Source organism: Streptomyces albospinus (assembly GCF_014648695.1).
In the GTDB taxonomy this organism is placed as follows: domain Bacteria; phylum Actinomycetota; class Actinomycetes; order Streptomycetales; family Streptomycetaceae; genus Streptomyces; species Streptomyces albospinus.
Genome location: NZ_BMRP01000007.1, coordinates 57,583 through 82,799 on the forward strand (window position 1 = coordinate 57,583; position 25,217 = coordinate 82,799).

General features: G+C 70.2%; 17 protein-coding genes and 1 pseudogene. 9 read left to right on the forward strand and 9 right to left on the reverse strand.

Features of this window, described 5'->3' with window-relative positions; all coding sequences use genetic code 11:
- Position 1: 1 nt before the first annotated feature.
- On the reverse strand, positions 2-1,297 hold the full coding sequence (locus IEZ17_RS12145; RefSeq protein ID WP_189299381.1) for a M18 family aminopeptidase: 1,296 nt from the start codon (positions 1,295-1,297) through the stop codon (positions 2-4).
- A 307-nt stretch (positions 1,298-1,604) separates the two neighbouring features.
- Complete coding sequence (locus tag IEZ17_RS12150; protein WP_189299383.1) at positions 1,605-3,431, reverse strand: acyl-CoA dehydrogenase; 1,827 nt, start codon at positions 3,429-3,431, stop codon at positions 1,605-1,607.
- A gap of 191 nt (positions 3,432-3,622) precedes the next feature.
- Between IEZ17_RS12150 and IEZ17_RS12155 the strand changes: the two genes are divergently transcribed.
- The 3 genes and pseudogenes from IEZ17_RS12155 (at position 3,623) to IEZ17_RS12165 (ending at position 6,364) form a co-directional block, all read left to right on the forward strand.
- A complete protein-coding gene (locus IEZ17_RS12155; protein WP_043265151.1) occupies positions 3,623-4,099 on the forward strand; it encodes an SseB family protein in 477 nt (158 codons plus the stop codon).
- A gap of 144 nt (positions 4,100-4,243) precedes the next feature.
- A pseudogene (locus IEZ17_RS12160) lies at positions 4,244-5,039 on the forward strand (pirin family protein).
- Between the two features lie 161 nt (positions 5,040-5,200).
- Positions 5,201-6,364 carry an AI-2E family transporter gene (locus tag IEZ17_RS12165; RefSeq protein WP_189299385.1) on the forward strand — a complete coding sequence of 388 codons (1,164 nt, stop codon included), beginning with the start codon at positions 5,201-5,203 and terminating at the stop codon, positions 6,362-6,364.
- On the opposite strand, the gene IEZ17_RS12170 is transcribed toward IEZ17_RS12165, so the two are convergent.
- The gene (locus tag IEZ17_RS12170) at positions 6,280-8,466 is read right to left on the reverse strand and encodes an ATP-binding SpoIIE family protein phosphatase (RefSeq protein ID WP_189299387.1); all 2,187 of its coding nucleotides are present in this window, start codon (positions 8,464-8,466) and stop codon (positions 6,280-6,282) included. The genes IEZ17_RS12165 and IEZ17_RS12170 overlap by 85 nt on opposite strands.
- A 270-nt stretch (positions 8,467-8,736) precedes the next feature.
- Here IEZ17_RS12170 and aspS point away from each other — a divergent pair, with 270 nt between their 5' ends.
- Positions 8,737-10,524, forward strand: coding sequence for an aspartate--tRNA ligase (aspS, locus tag IEZ17_RS12175; protein WP_189299389.1), 1,788 nt, complete (start codon positions 8,737-8,739; stop codon positions 10,522-10,524).
- A gap of 126 nt (positions 10,525-10,650) precedes the next feature.
- On the opposite strand, the gene metG is transcribed toward aspS, so the two are convergent.
- From metG to IEZ17_RS12190, 3 genes are all read right to left on the reverse strand, one after another.
- Complete coding sequence (gene metG, locus IEZ17_RS12180) at positions 10,651-12,366, reverse strand: methionine--tRNA ligase (protein ID WP_189299391.1); 1,716 nt, start codon at positions 12,364-12,366, stop codon at positions 10,651-10,653.
- Positions 12,367-12,651: 285 nt separating this feature from the next.
- Positions 12,652-14,247, reverse strand: a complete 1,596-nt coding sequence (locus IEZ17_RS12185; RefSeq protein WP_189299393.1) for an MFS transporter — start codon at positions 14,245-14,247, stop codon at positions 12,652-12,654.
- Positions 14,248-14,433: 186 nt separating this feature from the next.
- On the reverse strand, positions 14,434-15,924 hold the full coding sequence (locus tag IEZ17_RS12190; RefSeq protein WP_189299395.1) for a vWA domain-containing protein: 1,491 nt from the start codon (positions 15,922-15,924) through the stop codon (positions 14,434-14,436).
- Between the two features lie 743 nt (positions 15,925-16,667).
- Here IEZ17_RS12190 and IEZ17_RS12195 point away from each other — a divergent pair.
- Positions 16,668-17,951: an alpha/beta hydrolase gene (locus tag IEZ17_RS12195; protein ID WP_189299397.1), complete on the forward strand. Its 1,284-nt coding sequence runs from the start codon at positions 16,668-16,670 to the stop codon at positions 17,949-17,951.
- 120 nt (positions 17,952-18,071) lie between these two features.
- Here IEZ17_RS12195 and IEZ17_RS12200 read toward each other — a convergent pair whose 3' ends face one another.
- Entirely contained in the window at positions 18,072-18,875 is an 804-nt protein-coding gene (locus IEZ17_RS12200; protein WP_189299399.1) for a polysaccharide deacetylase family protein, read from the reverse strand.
- 286 nt (positions 18,876-19,161) lie between these two features.
- Here IEZ17_RS12200 and IEZ17_RS12205 point away from each other — a divergent pair, with 286 nt between their 5' ends.
- The 3 genes from IEZ17_RS12205 to IEZ17_RS12215 are packed head-to-tail and all read left to right on the forward strand — an operon-like array spanning position 19,162 to position 21,553.
- Complete coding sequence (locus IEZ17_RS12205) at positions 19,162-19,893, forward strand: ABC transporter permease (RefSeq protein WP_189299401.1); 732 nt, start codon at positions 19,162-19,164, stop codon at positions 19,891-19,893.
- Positions 19,890-20,564, forward strand: coding sequence for an ABC transporter permease (locus IEZ17_RS12210; RefSeq protein WP_189299403.1), 675 nt, complete (start codon positions 19,890-19,892; stop codon positions 20,562-20,564). Before IEZ17_RS12205 ends, IEZ17_RS12210 begins: the two co-directional genes overlap by 4 nt.
- A complete protein-coding gene (locus IEZ17_RS12215; RefSeq protein WP_189299405.1) occupies positions 20,561-21,553 on the forward strand; it encodes an ABC transporter substrate-binding protein in 993 nt (330 codons plus the stop codon). Before IEZ17_RS12210 ends, IEZ17_RS12215 begins: the two co-directional genes overlap by 4 nt.
- Before the next feature lie 128 nt (positions 21,554-21,681).
- Here the strand turns inward: IEZ17_RS12215 and IEZ17_RS12220 are convergent, their stop codons facing one another.
- Positions 21,682-22,839 (reverse strand): betaine/proline/choline family ABC transporter ATP-binding protein, encoded by a 1,158-nt coding sequence (locus IEZ17_RS12220; protein ID WP_189299407.1) that lies wholly within the window; start codon positions 22,837-22,839, stop codon positions 21,682-21,684.
- A 185-nt stretch (positions 22,840-23,024) separates the two neighbouring features.
- Here IEZ17_RS12220 and IEZ17_RS12225 point away from each other — a divergent pair, with 185 nt between their 5' ends.
- Positions 23,025-23,966: an NADP-dependent oxidoreductase gene (locus IEZ17_RS12225; protein WP_229852180.1), complete on the forward strand. Its 942-nt coding sequence runs from the start codon at positions 23,025-23,027 to the stop codon at positions 23,964-23,966.
- A gap of 181 nt (positions 23,967-24,147) precedes the next feature.
- On the opposite strand, the gene IEZ17_RS12230 is transcribed toward IEZ17_RS12225, so the two are convergent.
- Positions 24,148-25,119 (reverse strand): hypothetical protein, encoded by a 972-nt coding sequence (locus IEZ17_RS12230; RefSeq protein WP_189299409.1) that lies wholly within the window; start codon positions 25,117-25,119, stop codon positions 24,148-24,150.
- Positions 25,120-25,217 lie beyond the last annotated feature (98 nt).

Here is a 25,217-nt window from a genome sequence, read left to right on the forward strand (position 1 = left end):
CTCAGCCCTCCAGGAAGGCCGTCAGGGCGTTCGCCAGCAGATACGGGTCCTGGGCGCCGCACAGCTCGCGGGCCGAGTGCATGGACAGGATCGCCACGCCGATGTCGACGGTCGCGATGCCGTGCCGGGCCGCGGTGATCGGCCCGATCGTCGTGCCGCACGGCATCGCGTTGTTGGACACGAACGACTGCCACGGCACGCCGGCCCGCTCGCACGCCGCCGCGAAGACGGCCCGCCCGCTGCCGTCCGTCGCATACCGCTGGTTGACGTTCACCTTGAGGATCGGCCCGCCGTTGGGCATCGGGTGGTGCCCGGGGTCGTGCCGCTCGCTGTAGTTGGGGTGGACGGCGTGACCGGTGTCGGACGACAGGCAGACGGTGCCGGCGAAGGCCCGCGCCCGGTCCTCGTACCTACCGCCGCGGGCGAAGACCGAGCGCTCCAGCACCGTGCCGAGCAGCGGGCCGTCGGCGCCGGTGTCCGACTGGCTGCCGTTCTCCTCGTGGTCGAAGGCGGCCAGCACCGGGATGCCGGTCAGGCTGCTGCCGGCGGCTGCCGCAGCGGCGAGCGCGGCCGTACCGGCGTGCACGGACAGCAGGTTGTCCATCCGCGGCCCGGCGACCAGTTCGCGGTCGCGCCCCAGATAGGCGGGGGGCTCAACGCTGTGCACCATCAGGTCCCAGCCCTTGATGTCCTCCGCCGGGACCCCGGTCTCCTCCGCCACGAACGCGATCAGATCGCCCTCGGCGACCTCGCCCAGGCCCCAGATCGGCGTCATATGGCGCTGCTTGTCGAGCTTGAGCCCGTCGGTGTTCACCGAGCGGTCCAGGTGGACGGCGAGCTGCGGCACTCGCAGCAGCGGCCGGTCCACGTTGACCAGCCGGTGGCTGCCGTCGCGCAGCGTCACCCGGCCGCTGAGCCCCAGATCGCGGTCGAGCCAGGTGTTGAGCAGCGTGCCGCCGTAGATCTCGACGGCGATCTGCCGCCAGCCGCGGGCCCCGGTGTCCGGGATCGGCTTGACGCGCAGATTGGGCGAGTCGGTGTGCGCTCCGACGATGCGGTACGGGGTCGCGGGAGTTGCGCCCTCGGGGACGTACCACGCGATGATGGCGCCGCCGCGCAGCACGTACTTGCCGCCGCTCTCGCCGCCCCACTCGTCGGTCTCCGCCACCTGCCGGAAGCCGGCCTTCTCCAGCCGCTCCGCCGCGTTCGCCACCGCGTGGTAGGGCGACGGGCTGGCGGCGAGGAAGGACATCAGGTCGTCGGTGTGGCCGCGGTCGAAGCGGGTGGAGTTGGTCATGGATTCAGCATAAGGAGCGAAGTCCGCTATTCCCCGTGCCCCGGGGGCGCGACTCCGTTGCCTTCCGGCCACGATTTCCGCATTCCAGGCCGCCGACCCCACTGGAGCGAACGATTCCGTTTCTGGCCGGGCGCACCGGCCCCAGCCGGCTCGTCCGCCTCATCCGGCCCGGAACGACGACGCCCGCCTCCTCGGGGGAAGGGAGGCGGGCAGCCATCAGTCTGGTCGCCGATTCTGAGAGCTCTCTAAGAAAGGCGTGACGGTCCGGGAACAGGCCCCGGACCGTCGGGACGTGAGGGAGCGTCGCTCAGAACGCGGCCTCGTCGAGCTCCATCAGCGACTGGTCGACGGACTCGGCCAGCCCGCGCTGCACCGCGACGCCCGGCAGGACGTTGTGCGCGAAGAACTTCGCGGCGGCGATCTTGCCCTCGTAGAACGGCTTGTCCTTCGAGGACGCACCGGCCAGCTTCCCGGCCGCCACTGCCGCGCCCTTGAGGAGCAGGTAGCCGATGACGACGTCACCGGAGGCCATCAGCAGGCGGGTGGTGTTCAGACCGACCTTGTAGATGGACTTGACGTCCTTCTCCGTGGCGGCGAGGTCGGTCAGCATGGCGCCGACGATCGCCTCCAGGTCGGCGGCGGCCTTGGCCAGCTCGCCGCGGGCCTGCTCCAGCTCCGCGCCGCCCTCGGCGTCGGCCAGGAACTTCTTGATCGTGTCCGAGAGCTGGGTCAGCGCCGCGCCCTGGTTGCGGACGATCTTCCGGAAGAAGAAGTCCTGCCCCTGGATGGCGGTGGTGCCCTCGTAGAGGGTGTCGATCTTGGAGTCCCGGATGTACTGCTCGATCGGGTACTCCTGGAGGTAGCCGGAGCCGCCGAAGGTCTGGAGCGACTGGGCCAGCTGCTCGTAGGACTTCTCCGAGCCGTAGCCCTTGACGATCGGCAGCAGCAGGTCGTTCAGCGCGTTCTCGGCGGAGGCGTCCTCGCCGGCGGCCTCCTTGATGAGGATCTCGTCCTGGACCGTCGCGGTGTACAGCACCAGGGCGCGCATGCCCTCGGCGTACGCCTTCTGCGTCATCAGCGAGCGGCGCACGTCGGGGTGGTGGGTGATGGTGACGCGCGGCGCGGCCTTGTCGGTGAACGCGGCCAGATCCGGGCCCTGCACGCGCTCCTTGGCGTACTCCAGGGCGTTCAGGTAGCCGGTCGAGAGGGTGGCGATGGCCTTCGTGCCGACCATCATCCGGGCGAACTCGATGATCCGGAACATCTGGCGGATGCCGTCGTGCTTCTCGCCGATCAGCCAGCCCTTGGCGGGGTGGCGGTCGCCGAAGGTCATCTCACAGGTGTTGGACGCCTTGAGGCCCATCTTGTGCTCGACGTTGGTGGCGTAGACGCCGTTGCGCTCGCCCAGCTCGCCGGTCTCGAAGTCGAACTCGTACTTCGGCACGAGGAAGAGCGACAGGCCCTTGGTGCCGGGGCCGTGGCCCTCGGGGCGGGCGAGGACGTAGTGGAGGATGTTGTCCGTCATGTCGTGCTCACCGGACGTGATGAAGCGCTTCACGCCCTCGATGTGCCAGGAGCCGTCCTCCTGCTTGACGGCCTTGGTGCGTCCGGCACCGACGTCCGAGCCGGCGTCGGGCTCGGTCAGTACCATCGTGGAGCCCCAGGCCTTCTCCGTGGCGAGCTTCGCGATGTGCTTCTGCTGCTCGGTACCCTCCTCGAAGAGCACACCGGCGAAGGCCGGGCCGGAGGCGTACATCCACACCGCCGGGTTCGAGCCCAGGATGGACTCGGCGAAGGCCCACAGCAGCGAGCGCGGCGTGGTGGTGCCGCCGATCTCCTCCGGGACGCCCAGGCGCCACCACTCGGCGTCCATGTAGGCCTGGTAGCTCTTCTTGAAGGTGTCCGGGACCGGCGCGGTGTTGGTGTCCGGGTCGAAGACCGGGGGATTCCGGTCGGCGTCCGCGTACGAATCGGCCAGCTCGTTCTCCGACAGCCGGGCGATCTCGGACAGCACGCTCTTGGCGGTGTCGACGTCCATCTCCGCGAACGGTCCGGTGCCGTACACGCTGTCACGGCCGAGCACCTCGAAGAGGTTGAACTCGATGTCGCGGAGATTCGACTTGTAGTGCCCCATGGGTACGGCTCCGTAAGGGTTCGGGAGGGCCTCTGTGCGAGGACGGACCTCGATGCGAGGAAGGGACCTCGATACGCAATACCTGCAAGTAGTCATGATGATGCTACCCGCGGGTAATAAGAAGCAACCCCTAACGGCCGATCTGTGACGAGCGTCCCCCGCGCAATCCCCGAATCAGTACGCTGTGGCGCATGTACGGCTACGACCAGAACGCGGGTGCCGGGCAGCAGCAGTACGGAGCTCCGCCGCCCCCGCCGCAGCAACCGGCCCCCGGGGGCTACGGCGAGCAGCCGCTCTATCCCGAGCCGTCCCCGCCCTCCCTCGCCGACGCGGTGCGCGCCTTCACCACCGGCTCGATGTCGGCCGAGGACTTCCAGGGCATCTTCTCGACGTCGAAGGTCTACTGCCCGCGCGGTGACAACCCGGGCTTCCTGGCGCTGCACAACACCCAGCAGCCGGTGATCCCGATGTTCACCTCGCTCAAGGAGCTGCGCCGGTACGCGGGCAAGGAGTCCAAGTACTTCGTGATCACCGGCGCCGAGGTGCTCGATCTGCTGCCCACCGGCTACGGCTTCGTCCTCGACATGGAGGGCGACCACCGGATGGTCTTCGATGCCAAGGCTGTGGAGCAGATGGTCGACTTCGCCATGCGGCGCATGTACGGCTGACCCCGACTCTCTGTACTTCACCTTTTTTCACTCCCGTCCGACCTGCGGAAACAGCAATACGGCGCATGTGGGAATGCCGCACGCCTTGCATGTTGTTCAGGATTCAACTAACTTATTGAATCGCGAACGATCGAGGAGGCCGTCATGCCCGCTGTGACCGTAGAGAACCCGTTGACCCTGCCGCGGGTGGCCGCACCCGCCGGCGTGCACACCCGGCCCGTGCTGACCGTCGCCACCGCTCCGAGCGGCCACGTATCTGATCGACGGCACGTTCGTGCACCGCGACTCGCACGGTGGCGGGGGCGTCATCAACGACGGCGACACCCAGTGGATGACGGCGGGCTCCGGCCTGCTGCACATCGAGGCGCCGCCGGAGTCGCTGGTCATGTCCGGCGGCCTCTTCCATGGCCTCCAGCTGTGGGTGAACCTGCCGAAGAGCGACAAGATGATGGCGCCGCGCTACCAGGACATCGGCGGCGGCCAGGTGAAGCTGCTGACCTCCGACGACGGCGGCGCGCTGTTGCGGCTGATCGCCGGTGACCTCGACGGCCACCGGGGGCCGGGCGTGACCCACACTCCGATCACGATGATGCATGTGACGGTGAACCCGGGCGCCGAGGTGACGCTCCCCTGGCGCACGGACTTCAACGCCCTTGCCTATGCCCTGGCCGGCCGCGGTACGGCCGGTGCGGAAGGCCGCCCCTTCCACATGGGCCAGGCGGTCGTCTTCGGAGCGGGAGACGCGATCACGATCCGGGCGGACGAGAGTCAGGAGTCGCGCAGCCCGAACTTCGAGGTCGTGCTGCTGGGCGGGCTGCCGATCCGCGAGCCGATGATGCACTACGGCCCGTTCGTCATGAACACCCACGCCGAACTGGCCCAGGCTTTCGAGGACTTCCAGGCCGGACGGCTTGGAACGATACCCGCCGACGCGCGCTGAGCGGCCCGCCGCGGAAGGGAGTCGGGGGCGGCGTTTCACGTGAAACGCCGCCCCCGCACGCGTGTTTCACGTGAAACGCCGGCCCGTGCGCGGTGCGCCGGTACCGCTGCCACCGCGCCCCATGCCCGTCAACTGCCGCACAGGCGTGGTGGACTGTCGAGGTGCGAAACGACTCGGATCAAGACCGGAGCGGCGCCGAGCCCGGCCGGCCGCCGCACGACAGGCAGCCGCTGCTGCCGATCGAGGCCCGCCGGGCCGCGGCCTGGTGCGCGGCGGTGCTCCTGGTCGCGGCCGTGCTGGGCGTCGGGGTGTGGCTCTGTGTCGAGCTGAGCGCCGCAGTCACGCCCGTCCTGCTGGCGCTGCTCGGCAGCGCGCTGCTCGGGCCGCTCTACCGGCAGCTGGTGTCGATGAAACTCAACCGTTCGCTGGCGGCCGGGCTGACCTGCGCCGTGCTGGTGGTCGTGGTCGGCGGCGCCGGATACATCGTGGTCAGCGCGCTGGTCGACACCGGTGACCAGATCCTCGCGTCGCTCAAGGACGCCGCCTCGGACCTGTCCAAGCACTTCGGCATGGCCGGCAACTCGCTCAGCGACCTCGCCACCAACGCCAAGACCCTGGTCACCAAGTTCGGCGGCACCGCGGCCTCGGGGCTGCTGGCCGGTGTCAGCATCGTCGGCCAGTTCATCGCCGCGGCGGTGCTGGCCCTGCTGCTGACGTTCTTCTTCCTGCGGGACTCGGACAAGGCCGTCCGCGCGCTGCATGACTGGGCGCCGGGCGACTCGGCGCCGCAGCTGGAGCGGATGGCCCGGCGTGGCTTCCAGTCCATCGAGGGCTTTATGCGCGGCACCACCGTCATCGCGCTGATCGACGCCATCTGCATCACCGTCGGACTGCTGATCCTCCAGGTGCCGGGCGCCCTCGGCCTGGGCGCGCTGGTCTTCGTCGGCGCGTATATCCCCTACCTCGGCGCGTTCATCTCCGGTGCGGTGGCGATCCTGGTGGCGTTCGCGGACCGCGGCATCGTGATCGCGCTCTGGGCGCTCGGCGTGGTCGTCGCCGTACAGGTGCTGGAAGGCCATGTGCTCCAGCCGATGATCCAGAGCCGCACGGTGCAGATGCACCCGGCAGTGGTCATGCTGGCGATCACGGCAGGTGCGAGCGTCGCCGGCATTCTCGGCATGCTGCTGTCCGTACCGCTGACCGCAGCCGCCTCCGGTGTGCTCCACGAGCTGCGCAAGGGCTACGCGGCGGACTCCGGCACCGGCTCCTCCGGACCCGATGACACCGGGCCGGACGGCTCCGCCACCGCTCCGGCGTCCTCGTAGAGCTCGAACCAGGTCGACTTGCCGTCCCCGCGCGGGTCCACTCCCCACGCGGCGGCCAGCAGCTCCATCAGCACCAGACCCCGCCCCGAGGACGCCAGTTCGCCGGGCCTGCGGCGGTGCGGCAGCTCATCGCTCCCGTCGGCGACGTCGACCCGGATGCGCCGGCCGCCGCGCTCACCGGAGATCTCGGCGACCAGCAGCGCGTCCCCGTCGGTGTGCATCAGCACGTTGGTGACCATCTCGGAGACCATCAGCACCGCCGAGTCGACCTGGTCCGGGTCGGCCCAGTCGTGCAGCACCGCGCGGAGCTGCCGGCGTGCTTCGGCTATCCGTTCCGGCTCGGCCTGGGCGACGGAGAACACAGTCCGCCGTACGGGCTGTTGCGCGAGCCGCCCGCCGGTGCCCACCCCGCAGCTGCCGCCGTGGCGGGAGAGCAGCAGGACGGCGATGTCGTCCTCGCGGCGGTCCACCAGCGGCCCGGTGGTGTGGTGCGAGGACGGGCCGTGCACGGCCTGGACGAGGGTGTCGGCGAGCCGCTCCAGACTCTCACCGCCGGTCTCCTCTGCTCCTGCGTCATGTCCTTCGAAGATGTCGCGCAGCCTGGCCCAGCCGGTCTCCAGGTCGTGCCCACCGGTCTCGATCAGCCCGTCGGTGCACACCAGCATGGTCTCGCCGGGTTCCAGGACGAGCCGGGTGGTGGGGTAGTCGGTGTCCGGGTCGATGCCGAGCGGCAGCCCGCCCGCGGTGGGCCGGACCAGCATCGTGCCGTCGGCCATCCGGATCGCCGGGTCGGGGTGGCCGGCCCGCGCGATGTCCAGCAGCCCGGTGGCCGGGTCCACCTCGACGTACAGGCAGGTTGCGAAGCGCTGGTCCTCACCGTGGCCCCGGAGCTCGGTCTCGTTGATCCCGGCGAGAAAGCGCGAGGCGCGGGAGAGGACCGCGTCGGGGTGGTGGCCCTCGGAGGCGTAGGCGCGCAGCGCGATCCGCAACTGCCCCATCAGGCCCGCGGCCCGTACGTCGTGCCCCTGGACGTCCCCGATGACCAGCGCGATCCGGCCGGACGGCAGCGGGATCATGTCGTACCAGTCGCCGCCGACCTCCAGCCCGCCACCGGTCGGCACATAGCGGGCCGCGACCGTCATCCCCGGGATGTCGGGCTGCACCGTCGGCATCATGCTGCGCTGCAACCCCACCGCCAGCTCGTGCTGCGACTCCTGCACACCGGCCCTGGCCAGCGCTTGCGCCAGCATCCGGGCGACGGTGGTCAGCACCGAGCGCTCGTCGGGTGTGAAGGCGACCGGCTGGGCGAAGCCGGCCATCCAGGCGCCGATCGTGCGGCCCGCGTTGACCAGCGGCAGAAACGCCCACGAGGTCCGCCGGAAGCGGGCGGCCAGCGGCCAGGTGGAGGGGTAGCGGCGCCGGTACTCCTCGGGGGTGGGGAGGTAGATGGCCCGGCCGGTCCGGATGACCTCGGCCGCCGGATATTCGGTCTCCAACGTCATGCCGGAGAACGGCCGCTCGTCGCCGGGGCGGTGGCCGTGGTGGCCGATGACCGAGAGCCGGTCGCCCTCGATGCCGAAGACCGCCAGGCCGTCCGGCATGAACCCCGGCATGGACAGTCCGGCCGCGACCCGCAGGACCTCGGCGGTCGACCGCGCCTCGGCCAGCGCCCGGCCCGCGTCCAGGAGGAACGCCTCGCGCGAGCGGCGCCAGTCGCCGGTGATCGGGGTGTGCGCCGCGGACGTGCCGGGCTGCGGTTCGGGGACTTCCTGGAGGGTGCCCACCAGATCGAAGTCGCCGTTGACGATCCGGGGCCGGGAGCGGGTGCGGACGATGCGCAGCACCCGCCCGCGCTCGTCGACGATGCGCAGCCGGGCCTCGGCGAGGGTTCCTTCGGAGACGGCGAGCTGGACGACGCCGTTGATCTCGGCGAAGTCCACGGGATGAAAACGGGACCGCACCGCGGCCTCGGTCAGCTCCACCGGCTCGGCGGGAAGCCCGAGGAGCCGGGCCGCTTCGGCGTCGAGGGTCACCCGGCCCGATGCGTTGTCCCAGCGCCACAGGCCGGTCGCGATGGCGGCCAGGAGATCCTCGGTGCGCATTGCATCACTTTATGTGGGTTTGCCGAAGCCCGGCCAACGAGCCGGACGTGACCGTCGTCGCAGCAGGGGTGCCCGGTCTCACGTCGGAGAGGGCCTGATGGGGATATGTCAACCAGGTCATAGGGGCCGGGCGGTAACCTGGAGCGGTTATGCCATTCCTGGGGTGGTCTTCGGGTGATCCACAAGGCGATCGATCGGGCGTTCGAGTCTCGTGTCGCCCCTTCTCTCCCGACAGCTCCCCACCTCGACTCGCGACGACTTGGATGAGCGATGCATCGGTACCGGTCCCATAACTGCGGCGAGCTCCGAGCCGCGGACGTCGACACCGACGTCCGCCTCAGCGGCTGGCTGCACAATCGACGTGACCTGGGCGGCATCCTCTTCATCGATCTGCGCGACCACTACGGTCTCGTGCAGCTCGTCGCCCGTCCCGGCACCCCCGCCAACGAAGCGCTCGGCTCGCTGACCAAGGAATCCGTCGTCCGGATCGACGGCAAGGTCAGCGCGCGCGGCGCCGACAACGTGAACCCCGATCTGCCGACCGGTGAGATCGAGATCGAGGTCACCGAGGTCGAGGTGCTCGGCTCCGCCGAGCAGATCCCGTTCACCATCAACGCGGAAGACGGCGTCAACGAGGAGAAGCGGCTCGAATACCGCTTCCTCGACCTGCGTCGCGAGCGCATGCACCGCAACATCATGCTGCGCACCGCCGTGATCTCCGCCATCCGCCACAAGATGGTGGCCCTCGGCTTCAACGAGATGGCGACCCCGATCCTGTCCGCGACCTCCCCCGAGGGCGCCCGCGACTTCCTGGTCCCCTCCCGCCTGCACGCCGGCAAGTTCTACGCGCTGCCGCAGGCCCCGCAGCAGTTCAAGCAGCTGCTGATGATCGCCGGCTTCGACCGCTACTTCCAGATCGCGCCGTGCTTCCGCGACGAGGACGCCCGCGCGGACCGCTCGCCGGGCGAGTTCTACCAGCTCGACATCGAGATGAGCTTCGTCGAGCAGGAGGACGTCTTCCAGCCCGTCGAGAAGCTGATGACCGAGCTCTTCACGGAGTTCGGCAACAGCCGCACGGTCACCTCGCCCTTCCCGCGCATCCCGTTCCGCGAGGCGATGCTCAAGTACGGCTCCGACAAGCCGGACCTGCGCGCCGAGCTGGAGCTGGTGGACGTCTCCGACGTCTTCGAGAACTCCGGCTTCAAGGCGTTCGCCGGCAAGCACGTGCGCGCCCTGGCCGTGCCGGACACCGCTGACCAGCCGCGGAAGTTCTTCGACCAGCTGGGCGACTTCGCCGTCCAGCAGGGCGCCAAGGGCCTGGCCTGGGTCCGCGTCGGCGAAAGCAACGCGCTGACCGGCCCGATCGCCAAGTTCCTCACCGACGAGGACATCAAGGCGCTGGTCGTGGCCCTGGACCTCAAGCCCGGCCACGCGGTGTTCTTCGGCGCCGGCGAGTTCGACGAGGTCTCCAAGATCATGGGCGCGGTCCGTGTCGAGGCCGCCAAGCGCGCCGGCCACTTCGTCGAGGACGAGTTCCGGTTCTGCTGGATCGTCGACTTCCCGATGTTCGAGAAGAACGCGGACACCGGCCAGATCGAGTTCTCCCACAACCCGTTCTCCATGCCGCAGGGCGGTCTGGAGGCGCTGGAGACCAAGGACCCGCTGGACATCCTCGCCTGGCAGTACGACATCGTCTGCAACGGCACCGAGCTGTCCTCCGGCGCGATCCGCAACCACGAGCCGGACGTCATGTACAAGGCGTTCGCCATCGCCGGTTACGACAAGGAGACCGTCGAGGCCGAGTTCGGCGGCATGCTCCGCGCCTTCAAGTTCGGCGCCCCGCCGCACGGTGGCATCGCCCCCGGCGTCGACCGCATCGTGATGCTGCTGGCCGACGAGCCCAACATCCGCGAGACCATCGCCTTCCCGCTCAACGGCAACGCCCAGGACCTCCTCATGGGCGCCCCGAGCGAGGTCGACGAGGCGCGCCTCAAGGAGCTGCACCTGAGCATCCGCACGGGCCCCGCGAAGCCGACGCCGTACAAGCCGACGAAGTGACGCCGAGGAGCTGAGGAGGGGCCCGGAACCGCTCGGTTCCGGGCCCCTTCGCCCACCGGCCGCACACACGACGACGCCCCCGGACCGAACCCGGCCCGGGGGCGTCGCACATGCTCGGGGTGCGGCCTACTGGTCCCCGCCGCCGAACCGCTCCCGGTACGCCGCCAGATCATCCTCGGTGATCTTCGCGAACAGCACCGGCGGCACCGTGAACGGCGTCCCGGCGGGGACGGCCGCCAGCGCCTTCGCCTCGTCCTGCGAGACCCATCGGGCGGTGTCGTTCTCCAGGGCGAACGCGCTCCGCATGGCCTTGGCCGACGCCGGAATGAACGGCTCGGAGACCACCGCGTAGAGGTGGATCAGGTTCATCGCGGTCCGCAGCGTCAGCGCCGCCGCGTCCTTGTCGGTCTTGATCTCCAGCCACGGGGCCTTCTCCTCCAGGTAGGAGTTGCCCGCGCTCCACAGGGCGCGCAGCGAGGCCGACGCCTTGCGGAACTGGAGCGCCTCCATGTGGCCCTCGTACTCCGCCAGCAGGCCGGCGATCTCCTCGCCCAGCTTCTGCTCGGCGGCCCCGGCCTCGGCGCCCGCCGGCACCTCGTCGCCGAACCGCTTGCGGGAGAACGACAGCACGCGGTTGACGAAGTTGCCGAGCGTGTCCGCCAGGTCCTTGTTGACCGAGGACGAGAACAGCTCCCAGGTGAAGGAGGTGTCGTCCGACTCCGGCGCGTTGGCCATCAGGAAGTAGCGCCAGTAGTCGGCCGGCAGCAGCTCCAGCGCCGCGTCCGTGAAGACGCCCCGCTTCTGCGACGTCGAGAACTTCCCGCCGTAGTAGTTGAGCCAGTTGAACGCCTTCAGGAAGTCGACCTTCTTCCACGGCTCGCGGGTCCCCAGCTGCGTCGCCGGGAACATCACGCTGTGGAACGGCACATTGTCCTTGGCCATGAATTCCGTGTACCGGACGTCGTCGGCCTCGTACCACCACGACTTCCAGTCGCGCTCCTCCGGCGCCTGGTCCGCCCACTCCTTCGTCGAGCCGATGTACTCGATCGGCGCGTCGAACCAGACGTAGAAGACCTTGCCCTCCGCGGCCAGCTCCGGCCACACATCGGCCGGCACCGGGACGCCCCAGTCGAGGTCGCGGGTGATCGCCCGGTCCTGGAGCCCCTCGGTCAGCCACTTGTGCGCGATGGAGGAGGCGAGGGTCGGCCACTCCTTGCTGCCGTTGCCAGCCAGCCAGCCCTCGACCTCGTGCTGGAGCTTCGACTGGAGCAGGAAGAGGTGCTTGGTCTCGCGGACCTCCAGATCACCGCTGCCGCTGATCGCCGACCGCGCGTCGATCAGGTCGGTCGGGTCGAGGACCCGGGTGCAGTTCTCGCACTGGTCGCCGCGGGCCTTGTCGTAGCCGCAGTGCGGGCAGGTGCCGACGATGTAGCGGTCCGGCAGGAAGCGGCCGTCGGCGTTCGAGTAGACCTGGCGGATCGCCCGCTCCTCGATGAAGCCGTTCTCGTGGAGCTTGCGCGCGAAGTGCTGGGTCAGCTCCACGTTCTCCGGCGACGAGCTGCGCCCGAAGTAGTCGAACTCCAACCCGAAGCCGTCGTAGATCGCCTTCTGCTTGTGGTGCTGCTCCGCACAGAAGACGTCGACCGACTGCCCCGCGTCGTTCGCCGCCAGCTCGGCCGGCGTCCCGTGCTCGTCCGTCGCGCAGATGTAGAGCACGTCGTGCCCGCGCTGCCGCATATACCGGGCATACACATCGGCCGGGAGCATGGACCCCACCATGTTGCCCAGGTGCTTGATCCCGTTGATGTACGGAAGGGCGCTGGTGATGAGGTGTCGAGCCATTGCCGGCTGCTCCCAAGTCGCTACGGTGAGTGAGGATTTGCTTTACGGAACGTCAATATCGTACTGGACGGGATGGTGGCGGCTGCGAGGGGATTTTCGGGGGCGGACGGGGCGCCGAGGCCGGGAACCGACGGGGATTCCGGACCTGCTCCGTTTCACGTGAAACGCACCCCCGCATCCCCATCGTCACGTGCACCGCAAGCGGCAGGTACGGCGTGTTTCACGTGAAACGGACCGGTGGCCGCGGCCACCGGTCCACTGCGTGCCTCGCCGCTCAGGGGACGCTCACACTCCCGCCCCCGCCGACTCCGCGCCGTCCGCCGTCCGTACCGGCCCGCGCCGCGGCGCCTTCCCGTTGACCACCACGCCGGCGACGACCGCGGCCAGCAGCATGATCCCCGACCCCACCCCGATCGCCGTGGTGAACCCGTGCACCACCCCGTCCTTGATGATCCCGGCCCGCGTCGACGGATCCAGCCCGAGCCGCCCGGTGCGCCGGGCTGCGTGTGCCAGATGACCGGCGATATACGTCGCACTCGTCGACGCCGCGATGGTGTTCAGCAGCGCCGTACCGATCGAACCCCCCACCTGCTGCGCGGTGTTGACCGTCGCCGATGTGACCCCGGCGTCCTGCGGGGCCACCCCGGCCGTCGCCGTCGCCATCACCGGCATGAAGATCAGCCCCATGCCCAGGCCGACCAGGAGCTCGGCGGGCAGGACATGCGAGGCGTACGCAGGCGTCGCGGTCAGGAACCGCAGGGTGAACAGCCCCGTCGCCGCGAGCAGCGCACCCGGCACCATGAGCAGCCGCGGCGCCAGCCGGTGCAGCAGTCGCGCCGAGATCTGCGTCGATGCGACGACGATGGCCGCCGTCATCGGCAGAAACGCCAGCCCTGCCTTGATCGGCGAATACCCGAGGACGATCTGCAAGTAGTAGGTCAGGAACAGAAACATCCCGAACATCGCGATCACGGCCAGTGCCATGGTCAGAAACGCACCGCCGCGATTCCGGTCCCGTACGACCTGCAAGGGCAGCAGGGGGTGCTGCGCCCGGGTCTGCCACCAGGCGAAGGCGCCCAGCAGCGTCGCCCCCCACACCAGCATGCCGACGACCAGGCCGTTCCCCCATCCCCGGGGTGCCGCCTCGCTGCACCCGTAGACGATCGCGACCAGACCACCGCACCCGAGCGCCACGCCCGGTACGTCCAGCTGCACCCGCCCGCGGCCACCCCGGTCGCGCAGGAGGACGGCCGCACCGATCCAGGCGACCACCGCGACCGGCACGTTCACGTACAGGCACCAGCGCCAATTCACGTACTCGGTCAGCAGCCCGCCGGCGAGCAGCCCGATCGCCGCACCCCCGCCCGCAATCGCCCCGTACACCCCGAACGCCTTGCTGCGCTCCCGCCCCCGCGTGAAGGTCGTCGTCAGCAGTGACAGCGCGGACGGCGCCAGCAGCGCCCCGAAGGCTCCCTGTAGGGCCCGCGCCCCGAACAGCATCCCCGGCCCCGTGGCCGCACCCCCGATTCCCGACGCGAGCGCGAAACCCACCAGCCCGACCATGAACGTCCGCTTCCGCCCCACCAGATCGGCGATCCGCCCGCCCAGCAGCAGCAATCCGCCGAACGCGAGGGTGTACGCGGTGATCACCCACTGCCGGTTCGTATCGGAGATCCCCAGAGCCTGCTGCGCCGACGGCAGCGCGATGTTCACGATGGTCGCGTCCAGCACCACCATCAACTGCGCCATCGCGATCACGCCGAGCCCCCACCACCGACGGGGATCGGGCTCGCCCGGCGGAGCACCGCCAGGGGTACCGGTGCCGGCACCCGGAAGAGCTCCGGCGCTGCCCTCTTCACCTTCGCCGCTCGGGTGCCTCATCACGACCCGCCTCACAACTGGATCAAACGGAGCGCTCCATCTCTTCAGCGTAGGTAAGGGGGTGGGGACTCGCCCGTTGTGCGGGCGCGGCGCGGTGCGGGGCCGGTGCTGTGCGGGGAAACGGCGCCGGCCGCGGGCGGGCCCGGTGGGGCCCGGCCGCGGCCGGTGGGACGCCTGAGTGGCGGTTCAGTTGTCCTTGAGGACGCCGGCGGTACGGGCCTCGGTGAGCCACTCGGGGAACTCGACCATCAGCTGCTGGTAGAACGCGTCGTGGGAGAGGCTGCGGGGGTCGCGGCCGGCGTGGAAGAAGCCGGCGTTGTCGACGGCGCGCTTCTCCGGGACGGTCAGGTCGTCGAGCTTCCGGAGGAAGTCGAAGCCCTTGGCCTCCGGGTCACCGAAGCCGATGAACTGCCAGAAGACGGGCAGCCCGGCCGCCTCGCACAGCGCCCGCTCGGCGGCCGGCTTGGAGGTCGGCGCGCCGTCGGTCTGGAAGATGACGAACGCGGGGTCCGTGGAGCCGGACTTCTTGTAGTGCTCCACGACGGACTCGATCGCCCAGTGGTAGTTGGTACGCCCCATGTGGCCCAGACCGGAGTGCAGTTCCTCGATGCGGCCCTCGTAGCCGGTGAGGTCGAGGTCGGCGGTGCCGTCGACGTCGGTCGAGAAGAAGACGACCGGAACGGTGGTCTTCTCGTCGAAGTGGGCGGAGAGGGCGAGTGCCTGCTCGGCGAGGTGCTGGACCGTGCCGTCCTTGTAGTAGTTGCGCATCGAGCCGGAGCGGTCGAGGACGAGGTAGACGGTGGCGCGCTGGGAGGCGAGCTGGTGCTTCTCCAGGGTGGCTGCGGCGGAGTCGTAGAGGGGGAGGAGCGCGGGGGCGGTGGCGGCGAGGGGGTGCGAGGCGCTGGGGGCAGGAGCCTCCGACGCGGCCGTGGCGGCGGCCTCGGTGTCCGCTGCGGCGGGCTCGGCGACCGGTTCCGCCGCGGGAGCGTCCTCGGAGGCTTCGGCAGCCGCGACCACTACCTCTGCCGCAGCCTCTGCCTGAGGCTCCGCCTCAGCCGTGGCCTCGGCCTTGTCCTCCGCGGCCTCTTCGGCCTTCGCCGGCTCTGCCGCTGCCGCGGCCTCTTCCTCCGGCTTCGGCTCGTCCTTGACCGCGTTCTCGACGCGATCCTCAGCCTCGGTCTTGGTCTCGTCCTCGGCCTGTGCCGTCTCCACCGGCGCGACCGGCGCCGGGTTGTCGAAAGCCCGGCTGACGAGGTCGGATGCGGCCTCGTCCTCGGCCGTCTCCCCCGTCGCTTCCTTCGTCGCTTCCCCGGCCTCGGTCTTGTCCGCGGTCTCTTCGGCCGGCTCCGTCGCCTCCGGCTCGACGGCCGGCTCGTCCCGTACGACGGCCTTCTCGCGCACCGAAGGCTCCGGCGCACGGTCAACCGGGCTTCCCTGTGCCGGGAGTGTGGCCGTCGCCGGCAGCGGCGCCGGTTCGGGGGTCTCGCCCGGTGCCGTACGGGCCGCCGGGACCTCGGCCTCAGGAGCGCGGGGGGTCGGGGCCGGGGTGGACTCCTCGCGCGCCTCCGGGATCGTTGCCGATTCCGGCTTGTCGGCACCGCTCCGGGCCGCGCCGGATTCCTCGCGGGTCGCCTTGGAGCGACCGAAAGCGTTGCGCAGCAGACTCCGAATGCCCATCGGCGGACCTCTCTTGCGTGTGGTGGGTGCGGCGAATGTCCGTGAAGCACGGACATGTCCCTGACCAGGACGGATACGTAAGGGTAGCGGCCTGCACCGGTCTCTTCGTGGGAACCCGCGCCTCGCATGGTGGGCCATACGGGGGTGTTGTGCGGGGAGGTGGTTTCGGCCAGCGCATCGAAGGCAGGGAAAGAGCGCGGTGCGCGGGGGAAATAGCGGGATCGACCTTTGGGGAAATGACACTTGATCGTTGATAAGGGACGGTTGCGATCGTTCCTCTGGCTGGACTTGACCCCTTGTGTGGTGCGGTAGTGGCGTATGGGGCGTTCAATGCGAGGGGCAGTGAATTTGTCGGTGTTGTCACCTGGGTGCTGTTGCGCGCCGGGGCCGTAGCTTCAACTGCCCGGGCGGGGGCCGCAGTTCGTCTGCCCGCTCGGTGACCCACCGGTATCGGCGCCGAGGGCGATCGGTGCCACCGGCCGCCGTGGTCGCCGGTGTCGCGTTTCACGTGAAACACGTGCGTGGATCTTCGATCTCGTACGTACGTGCCTGCCCCGTTCGCACACATCACGCCGGAGAAACGAACGGGCAAGAGGTCGGTAAGAAATAACTCGTGCAGGTATCCGATTCCCCGATGGGCTCGTCTTCTCCGGTGACCATTGTCCTGAGCCGCCCGTTGTGCCTCGGGGGGCGGCCGGTAAGAAGGCAAGAACCCTTTCGAGGGTGACGGGAGATGTGGGCGCATGGGGCTGACCAGTCAGTCGCTCGAAATCACGGTGGTCGTGCTGGCGGTGGCGTGTGTGGCCGCGACCGTGTGGCTCTGGCCGCGGTTGTCGCGGAACGGGTGGCGGCAGGTGCTGGGCAGGCTGGGAGCCATCCTGGTTACCCAGGTGTCGATCGTGGCCGCGCTCGCCCTCGCCGTGAATGCGAACTTCGAGTTCTACGGCAACTGGGACGAGCTGCTGGGCAACAACGACCAGGCCCCGGCCTCGGTGAGCCAGGGGGACGGGCAGTACGCCACGGTCGGGAACATCAAGGGCGGACTGGTCCAACCGGCAGGCCCACAGGGCCTCGACCGGGTCACCGGGCTGCCGAAGGGTCCCGCCGACAAGGTGGGCAAGGTCGAGTCCGTGCGGATCGTCGGCCGGCGTACACGGGCCATTAACCCGGGCTTTGTGTATTTGCCGCCGCAGTATTTCCAGCAGCAGTTCCACCGGCAGCGGTTCCCCGTCATGGTCGTTATCAGCGGCTATCCGGGCGGAATCATGAATCTCGCCCAGCATCTCCAGATTCCGCAGAATGCGGGCCGGTTGATCGCCGAGGGCAAGATGCAGCCGACGGTGATCGTGATGGTCCGGCCGACGATCGCGCCGCCGCGGGACACCGAGTGCGTGGATGTGCCGGGCGGACCCAAGGCCGAGACGTTCTTCACCAAGGACCTGCCGGACGCCATGAAGTCGGCTTACCGGGTCGGCCACGACCCCAGCGCCTGGGGCGCGTTCGGGTACTCGTCCGGTGGCACCTGCTCGCTCCAGCTGGCGATGCGCAACCCGAAGGCGTACACCTCGGCGGTATCGCTCTCCGGTGACTACGCGATCAAGGACGACCTCACCACCGGCAGCCTCTTCGGCCCCGGCCCGACGGGCGCCCAGCGCGAGCGCGAGCACGACCTGCTGTGGCGGTTGCAGAACCTGCCCGCGCCGCAGATCTCCGCGCTGGTGGCCAGCAGCCGCCAGGGCGAGTCGGACTACGGCGAGACCATGAAGTTCATCCAGGCGGCGAAGCCGCCGATGACGATCGACTCCATCATCCTGCCGCACGGCAGCCACCAGTTCGGGACCTGGCGCCGCGAGGTCGTACCGGCCCTGGAGTGGCAGAGCCAGCAGTTGACGTTCCCGCAGGACACGGAGGCGGCCACGCCGCAGAAGCCGGCGCCGGGCCAGGCGAGGAGCATGCCGTCCAAGGAGCAGCAGCCCGCAGATGACAAGGCGCACAAGCGGGTTGAGGCGGAGAGCCCGCAGGGGTGATGCGCAGGCCGTAGCGCGCGGCACCGCGCGAAAGGGGGCGCCGGCACGGTCCGGCGCCCCCTTTCCGTGTACGGCCGTCCCCTGAGTGCGGCCGTACGCCCCGCCCCAACGGGGCCCCGCTCAGGGCCGGTAGACTATCCCCGGCTCCGGCTTCGCCGGGGACAGCAGCTGGGAGACCGTGACGACCGTGTAGCCGCGCTTCTTCAGTTCCTTGAGGATGCCGGGGACGGCCGGCACGGTGCCCTTGTAGATGTCGTGCAGCAGGATGATGCCGTCGCGCTCGGTCTGGTCGAGGACCCGCTTGGTGATCAGGGCCGAGTCATTGGTCTGGTAGTCCTTGGCGGTCACGCTCCAGAGGACCTGAGCCAGGCCGAGGTCCTTGCTGATCTTGGAGACCTCTTCGTCGGTCCTGCCCTGCGGCGGACGCATCAGCTTGGGGGTCTTGCCGGTGATCTTGCGTACCGCGTCCTGGACGCGGGACAGCTCGCGCCTGGCCTCGTCCGGCTTGATCTTGGTGAGGATCTGGTGCGACCAGGTGTGGTTGGCCAGCTCGTGGCCCTCGGCGTCGATCCGCTTCACCTCGGCGGGGCGCTCGGCGATGTGGTTCTTGCCGAGCATGAAGAAGGTCGCGTGGGCCTTGTTCTCCTTGAGGATGTCCAGCAGGCGGTTGGTGTTCTCGCTGGGGCCGGCGTCGAAGGTGAGCGCCACGCACTTGGCCTTGCGGCAGTCGACGTCGCCGCCGCTGTCCGCGCCCCGGGCCTTCGCGTCCTGGGCCCTGCTGTCGGCGGCCGGGGCGTCGGCCCGTGCGTCGGCCGGCGCGGTGACGTCGTACGAGGCGCAGCCGTTGAGGGCCAGGACCAGGGAGGTGGCCGTCAGCAGCCCGGCGAGGGAGGTGCGGCGGGCCGCGGATATCTGCTTCGGCATGGGATGTCTTTCCTGGTCTCGTCTCGGGTTCGTGCGGGCTTTCTGCGGGACTCCGCGGACGTGGGTGCGGCGCGCACGTCCGTGACCTGCGCTTTCGGGCACGGCGAAGCGGGCGGACGAACCGTGGCCCGCTGCGCCGACCTGTGGCCGTACGGGCTTCAGCGGCTATACATAGATAGTACACACCATGTGTATAGGTGGGGTGGATAGGTGCCGCGAGTTCGGCGGCAGCCCGATCGGACGCACCCCGCGCGACACCCCGCCCGGCCCGGGGTGGACTTCTACCGTGACCGCACCGCCGGACGACTGCCTGGCCCGTAACGACTGGATCTGCGGCGACTACCTGAGCACCCGCCGGCAGATCCTGCTCGACGCGGTCGGGCAGCACGTCCAGCTGACGGTGGTCTCGGTGGCGCTCGGGCTGGTGATCGCCCTCCCGCTGGCGCTGCTGGCCCGGCGCCGGCGCTGGACGATCGGGCCGGTGCTCGGCATCACCACCGTCATCTACACGATCCCGTCGCTGGCGATGTTCTCGCTGCTGCTGCCGGTCTACGGGCTCTCCGCCACCCTCGTCGTGGTCGGACTGGCCCTCTACTCCCTCACGTTGCTCGTCCGGAACATCCTGGCCGGGCTGGACGGCGTCCCGGCCGAGGCCAAGGAGGCCGCCCGGGGCATGGGGTACGGGCCGATGCGGCAGCTGCTGACGGTGGAGCTGCCGCTGGCGGTGCCCGCCGCGATGGCCGGGCTGCGGATCGCGACGGTCTCCGCGGTCGCGCTGACCACGGTCGGGGCGATCGTCGGCTACGGCGGGCTGGGCAACCTCATCTACGCGGGCATGAACGCGTTCTTCAAGGCGCAGGTGCTGACCGCGTCCGTGCTCTGCGTACTGATCGCGGTGGTCTTCGACGTGCTGCTGCTCGCTGCGGAACGCCTGCTCACCCCGTGGCGGCGGGTGGTCCGGAGGCCCCGGTCCGCACGTGGAAGGCGGTTGCTCACCGCCTCCGGGCGGCGGGCATGAACACCCTCCCGGCGGTCTGGTCCTGGCTGACCACCGCCGCCAACTGGTCCGGCGAGAACGGCATCGGCCACCGGCTGGAGCAGCATCTCGTCCTGACCTTCGCCTGTCTCGCCATCAGCGCGCTGATCGCGCTGCCGATCGCGCTGACGCTGGGGCATCTGGGGCGGGGCGGCGCGCTGGCGGTCAACCTCGCCAACGTCGGCCGTGCGGTGCCGACCTTCGCCGTTCTCGTCCTGCTGCTGCTGACGCCCATCGGGCGGCACGAGCAGTGGCCGACGGTCATCGCGCTGGTGCTGTTCGCCATTCCGCCGCTGCTGACCAATGCGTACGTCGGCATGCGAGAGGTCGACCAGGACGTGGTGCGGGCCGCGCGGGGCATGGGGATGACCGGGGCGCAGCTGGTGTGGCGCGTCGAGGCGCCGCTCGCCTTTCCGCTCGTCCTGACCGGCGTCCGGATCGCCGCCGTGCAGCTCGTCGCCACCGCCACACTCGCCGCGCTGGTCGGCGGCGGCGGGCTCGGCCGCATCATCACCGCGGGCTTCAACCTGGCCAGTACCCCGCAGGTGGTGGCCGGGGCGGTGGTGGTCGCGGTGTTCGCGCTGCTGATGGAGGCCGCATTCGAGCTGGCGCAGCGGTTCGCACCGGTGTGGGTGCGGGGGCGGACCCGGTGAGACCGGCCCGTACGTCCGTCCCGTTCCCCACGGCCCGCAGCCCTGTCCTGACGGCACTGTCCGCGCTGATCGCGCTGGTGGGTCCGACGGCGTGCACCGGCGGGCCGTCGTTGGAGAACCGCGGCGCGATCACCGCCTCGCCCGGCAACAGCCGTGATCTGTCCGTCGGTTCGGCCGGCTTCACCGAGAGCGAGCTGCTGGCCCAGATGTACGCGGCACTGCTCCGCCGGGCCGGCTACCACACGGACATCCTCACCGTCGGCAACCGCGAGCTGTACGAGCCCGCGGTCGAGTCCGGCCAGATCGATGTCGTGCCCGAGTACGCCGCCACCCTCGCCGACTGGCTCAACGCCAAGGAGCATGGCCCGAAGGCCGCCCCGGTCGCCTCCCCCGACCTCGGCGAGACCATGGCCGCACTGCGCCGGCTGGCCACCCCGCGCGGCCTGACCGTGCTCCCGGCGGGCCGGGCCGTCGACCAGAACGCCTTCGCGGTGAGCGCCGCGTATGCCGCCGAGCACCATCTCAAGACCCTCAGCGACCTGGGACGCGCCAAGCTGCCGGTCCGGCTGGCGGCGGGCGACGAATGTGTCCAGCGGCCGTTCTGTGCACCGGGGTTGAGGAAGACGTACGGGATCGACATCACCGCGGTCGACCCGAAGGGCGTCGGCACCACCCCTGCGAAGCAGGCCGTGCAGAACGGTCAGGACCAGATGGTGCTGACCACCAGTACCGACGCGACCCTGGACCAGTTCGGGCTGGTGGTCCTCGACGACGACAAGAAGCTCCAGAACGCCGACTATGTCGTGCCCGTCGTCAATCGCGCCCGCGCCGGCAGCGCCCGCCCGGTTGCCGCGCTGAACCGCCTCAACACCGTGCTGACCACTGCTGATCTGGCCAACCTGAACGAACAGGTCGACAGCTGGCGACGGCTTCCGGCAGACGTGGCACACAACTACCTCGTGTCGAAGGGGCTGTTGAGGAAAAGCTGACGGAGGCGGCGTGGCGTTTCACGTGAAACGTCAATGATATGCAGGTGTTTCACGTGAAACAGGGCACCATCCCTCATGTTTCACGTGAAACGCCACGTTCCTGCCGTACGACGCCGTGTGGGCTCGCCTCACTCCGTCGGGACGGAGTCCACCTCTGCGCGGCCCCGCGGCACTCCCCGCTCGTCCGGGGAGATGGTGCGGCGCAGCGCTTCGTGGAGGGTGGTGGGGGTCAGCACGCCCAGGAACCGGTGGCCGTCCAGGACCGCGATCCAGCCGGCGTCATGCTTGAGCATCTCGCTGAAGGCCGCCTTGAGGGTGCCCGTCACCGGGACCCATGCCTCCATCCGTCGGGCGTGGTCGGCGACGGTGCCGCCGGCGCCGGCCAGCTTCTCCGTGCCCACCCAGCCGTGCAGTGCGCCGTCGCCGTCCAGCACCACCGCCCACCGCGCGCCCTCGGACCGCAACCGGGTCACCGCCTCGGCGGCGGGCTCGGCGAGTCGGGCGAACGGCGGGCGCTCCAGGTCGTCGCGGTCGATACCGGTGACCGAGAGCTGCTTCAACGCCCGGTCGGTGCCGACGAATTCGGCGACGTACGGGGTGGCGGGGGCGCCGAGCACGCTCGCCGGGGTGTCGTACTGCTCGATGCGGCCCTGTCCGTAGACCGCGATCCGGTCACCGAGCCGGATGGCCTCCTCGATGTCATGGGTGACCAGCAGCACCGTCTTGTGCATGGTGGCCTGGAGCCGCAGGAACTCCTTCTGGAGGCGCTCGCGGACGACCGGGTCGACCGCGCCGAACGGCTCGTCCATCAGCAGCACGGGCGGGTCGGCGGCCAGCGCGCGAGCCACCCCGACCCGCTGGCGCTGGCCGCCGGAGAGCTGGTCGGGATAGCGCGAGCCGTAGACGGCGGGGTCCAGCCCGACCAGGTCCAGGAGTTCGGCGGCCCGCTCGCGCGCCCTGGACCTCTTCCAGCCGGTCAGGAACGGCACGGTCGCGGTGTTGTCGAGGACGGTGCGGTGCGGAAAGAGACCGGTCTGCTGAATGACATAGCCGATGCGGCGGCGGAGCTTGACCGGATCGACGCCGGCGATGTCCGAGTCCTCGACGAAGATCCGGCCCTGGGTGGGGTCGATGAGCCTGTTGACCATCATCATGGTCGTCGTCTTGCCGCAGCCCGAGGGTCCGACGAGGGTCACCAACTCGCCCTCGCCGACCTCGAAGGAGAGGTTGTCGACGGCGGTGGTCCCGTCGGGGTAGCGCTTGGTGACGGAGTCGAACCGGATCATTGCGCCATTGAATCCCGCGGTCCGCCACCGGTCCCGTCATGCGGGCAATCGAGTGGGCAGGCCGATACGGGACGGGGGCCGTAAGAGTTGCTTCCGGGGCACCGCCTCCCGTCCTGCCGCGTCCGGCCCCACCCCCGTGCTTACGATCCACCCGGCCTCCTCGGACGGGTGGAAGGGAACGCCGCATGAGAGCCGTAGCAGTCAGCGCATTCGGTGAACAGCCGCAGCTCATGGATCTGCCGCAGCCCGAGCCCGGGCCCGGGGAGGTCCTGGTGCGGCTGGCCGCCGCGGGACTCAACCCGGTCGACTGGAAGCTGGCCGACGGCATGTTCGGGGACGCAGTGAAGGCCGCCTTCCCTCTGGTCATGGGGACGGACGGAGCGGGCGAGGTGGTCGCGGTCGGGCCCGGCGTACGGCGGTTCACCGTCGGCGACCCGGTGTTCGGCCAGTTCCAGCGGCCGGAGCAGGGCGGCGGCTCGTACTGCGAACTCGCGGTCGCCGACGAGAACTCCATCGGGCCGGCCGCCCGCAGCGTCACCTACGCGACCTCGGCCGCCGTGCCGACGGCCGGGATGACCGCCTACAACCTCGTCGAGGAGACCCGGATCGGCGAGGGCCGCTGGGTGCTGATCGTCGGCGCGACCGGCGGGGTCGGCACCTTCGCCACCCAGCTCGCGGCCGGCCGCGGGGCCGAGGTGATCGCCACCGCGCGGCCCGCCAAGGCGGAGCTGATGCGGACCCTGGGCGCCGCGGAGACCGTGGACCACACCGCGGGCTCGGTCGCCGATCAGGTCCTGGCGGCGCACCCGGACGGGGTGGACGTCCTGATCGACATGACCAGCGGTCCGGAAGAATTCATCGAGCTGACCCGGGCCGTGCGGGACGGCGGCACGGCCGTCTCACTGATCGGCTCGGCCGACGCCGATGTGCTCACCGAGCACAATCTGCGCGGCTTCAACTTCGTCAACCGCCCGTCCCCGCAACTGCTGGACATCCTCGCCGGCCATCTCGACGCGGGCCGTCTGACGGTTCTCGTGGGCCGCGAGGTCCCGCTGGAGGAGGCCCCCGAGGAGCTGGCGGCGAGCCGCACCGGACGGGCGCAGGGGAAGACCGTCCTGGCGATCTGAGACCGCCCGCCCGCGGAGCGTCTTCCGCGTCAACTCCTACGGCCTCACGGGGGCGTTGGAGGTGTCCCGCACCGCGCACAGGGGCTCGGTGGGGTGCGCGTTCCGCTCGTCGGTGAGGTTCTGCTCCTCGATGGGGTGGTCGCCGTCGCCGCGGTCACGGGGGCCCGCTGGGAACCGGAGGTCAGGCGGGTGAGCGGAGCACGCGGGTGGTCAGCGGGCCCGCGGCGGCGATCGCGAAGACAAGGGCTCCGCCGCCGATGGCGCACCACACGCCGGTGCGCAGCGGGTCGGTCAGCGCGTCCGCGTACGCATCGGCGGCCGGCCTGGAGACCGAGGCGGGCAGCGCGTCCAGGACCCGGGTGCGGACCAGCGCCAGCGCCGCGGCCAGCAGGGCGCAGGCCACCGTGCAGCCCCCCGCCGCGCAGATCAGCGCCCGGCGCCGGCGCCGGGCCAGCAACAGCCCGGCCAGCAGGCAGAGCGCGGCGGCCGGCGGCAGCACCAGTGCCCCGGTGCGCGCGACCTGGAACCCCGCGCGAAACCGCGGCACGTCCGGCGATCTCAGCAGCACGATCGAGGCTCCGGTGCGGGGCATCCGGCGGGCGATGTCGATGCCCAGGCCGTTGCCGCTCAGCTGGTGTTTGACGCGTTCGACCACCGGGGTGAGGTCGAGGGTGACGGGAGAGTCGACCGAGGTGGCCAGCGTGCCGTCCAGGGCCTGGTGCGCGGTGCGGTGCACACCGGTCCAGACGGAGGGAAAGGTGCGGCCGGTGACGACCTGGCGGACCTGTTTGTCGACGAACTCGCGGATGCCGCGGGTGAACTTCCGCCGCAGTGCGGGCCGTTCGGCCCGCGGGACGACCTTGAGCAGCCCGTCGAGCCGGACGTGGGGCATCACGCCGTTGGTGACGTCGTCGACGATGGCGTTCTGGACGGCGCGATTCCCGGCGAGCGGGGCGACCGCGGCCACATAGCTGTCGGTGTCGGTGAGTTCCGCGCGGGCCCATACGGCGGTCAGGCTCAGCGGCAGCAGCAGCGTCCCGACCAGCAGCAGCACCCCGCCGGCCAGCGAGCGTCCGCGGCGCGGCGGCTGCCCGGGAGGGCACCGCGCCGCCGTCACCCGGCCGTCGGCGCGTACGGGTGCGCTCGCTGACATCGCGTCCCGGTCCTTCCTGAAACGGCGGACTACGGCCACGCTCCAGGCAAGTCCGTGGGGCGCCCGGCCGCGAGCGGGGCCGGTGCCAATGGGTGACC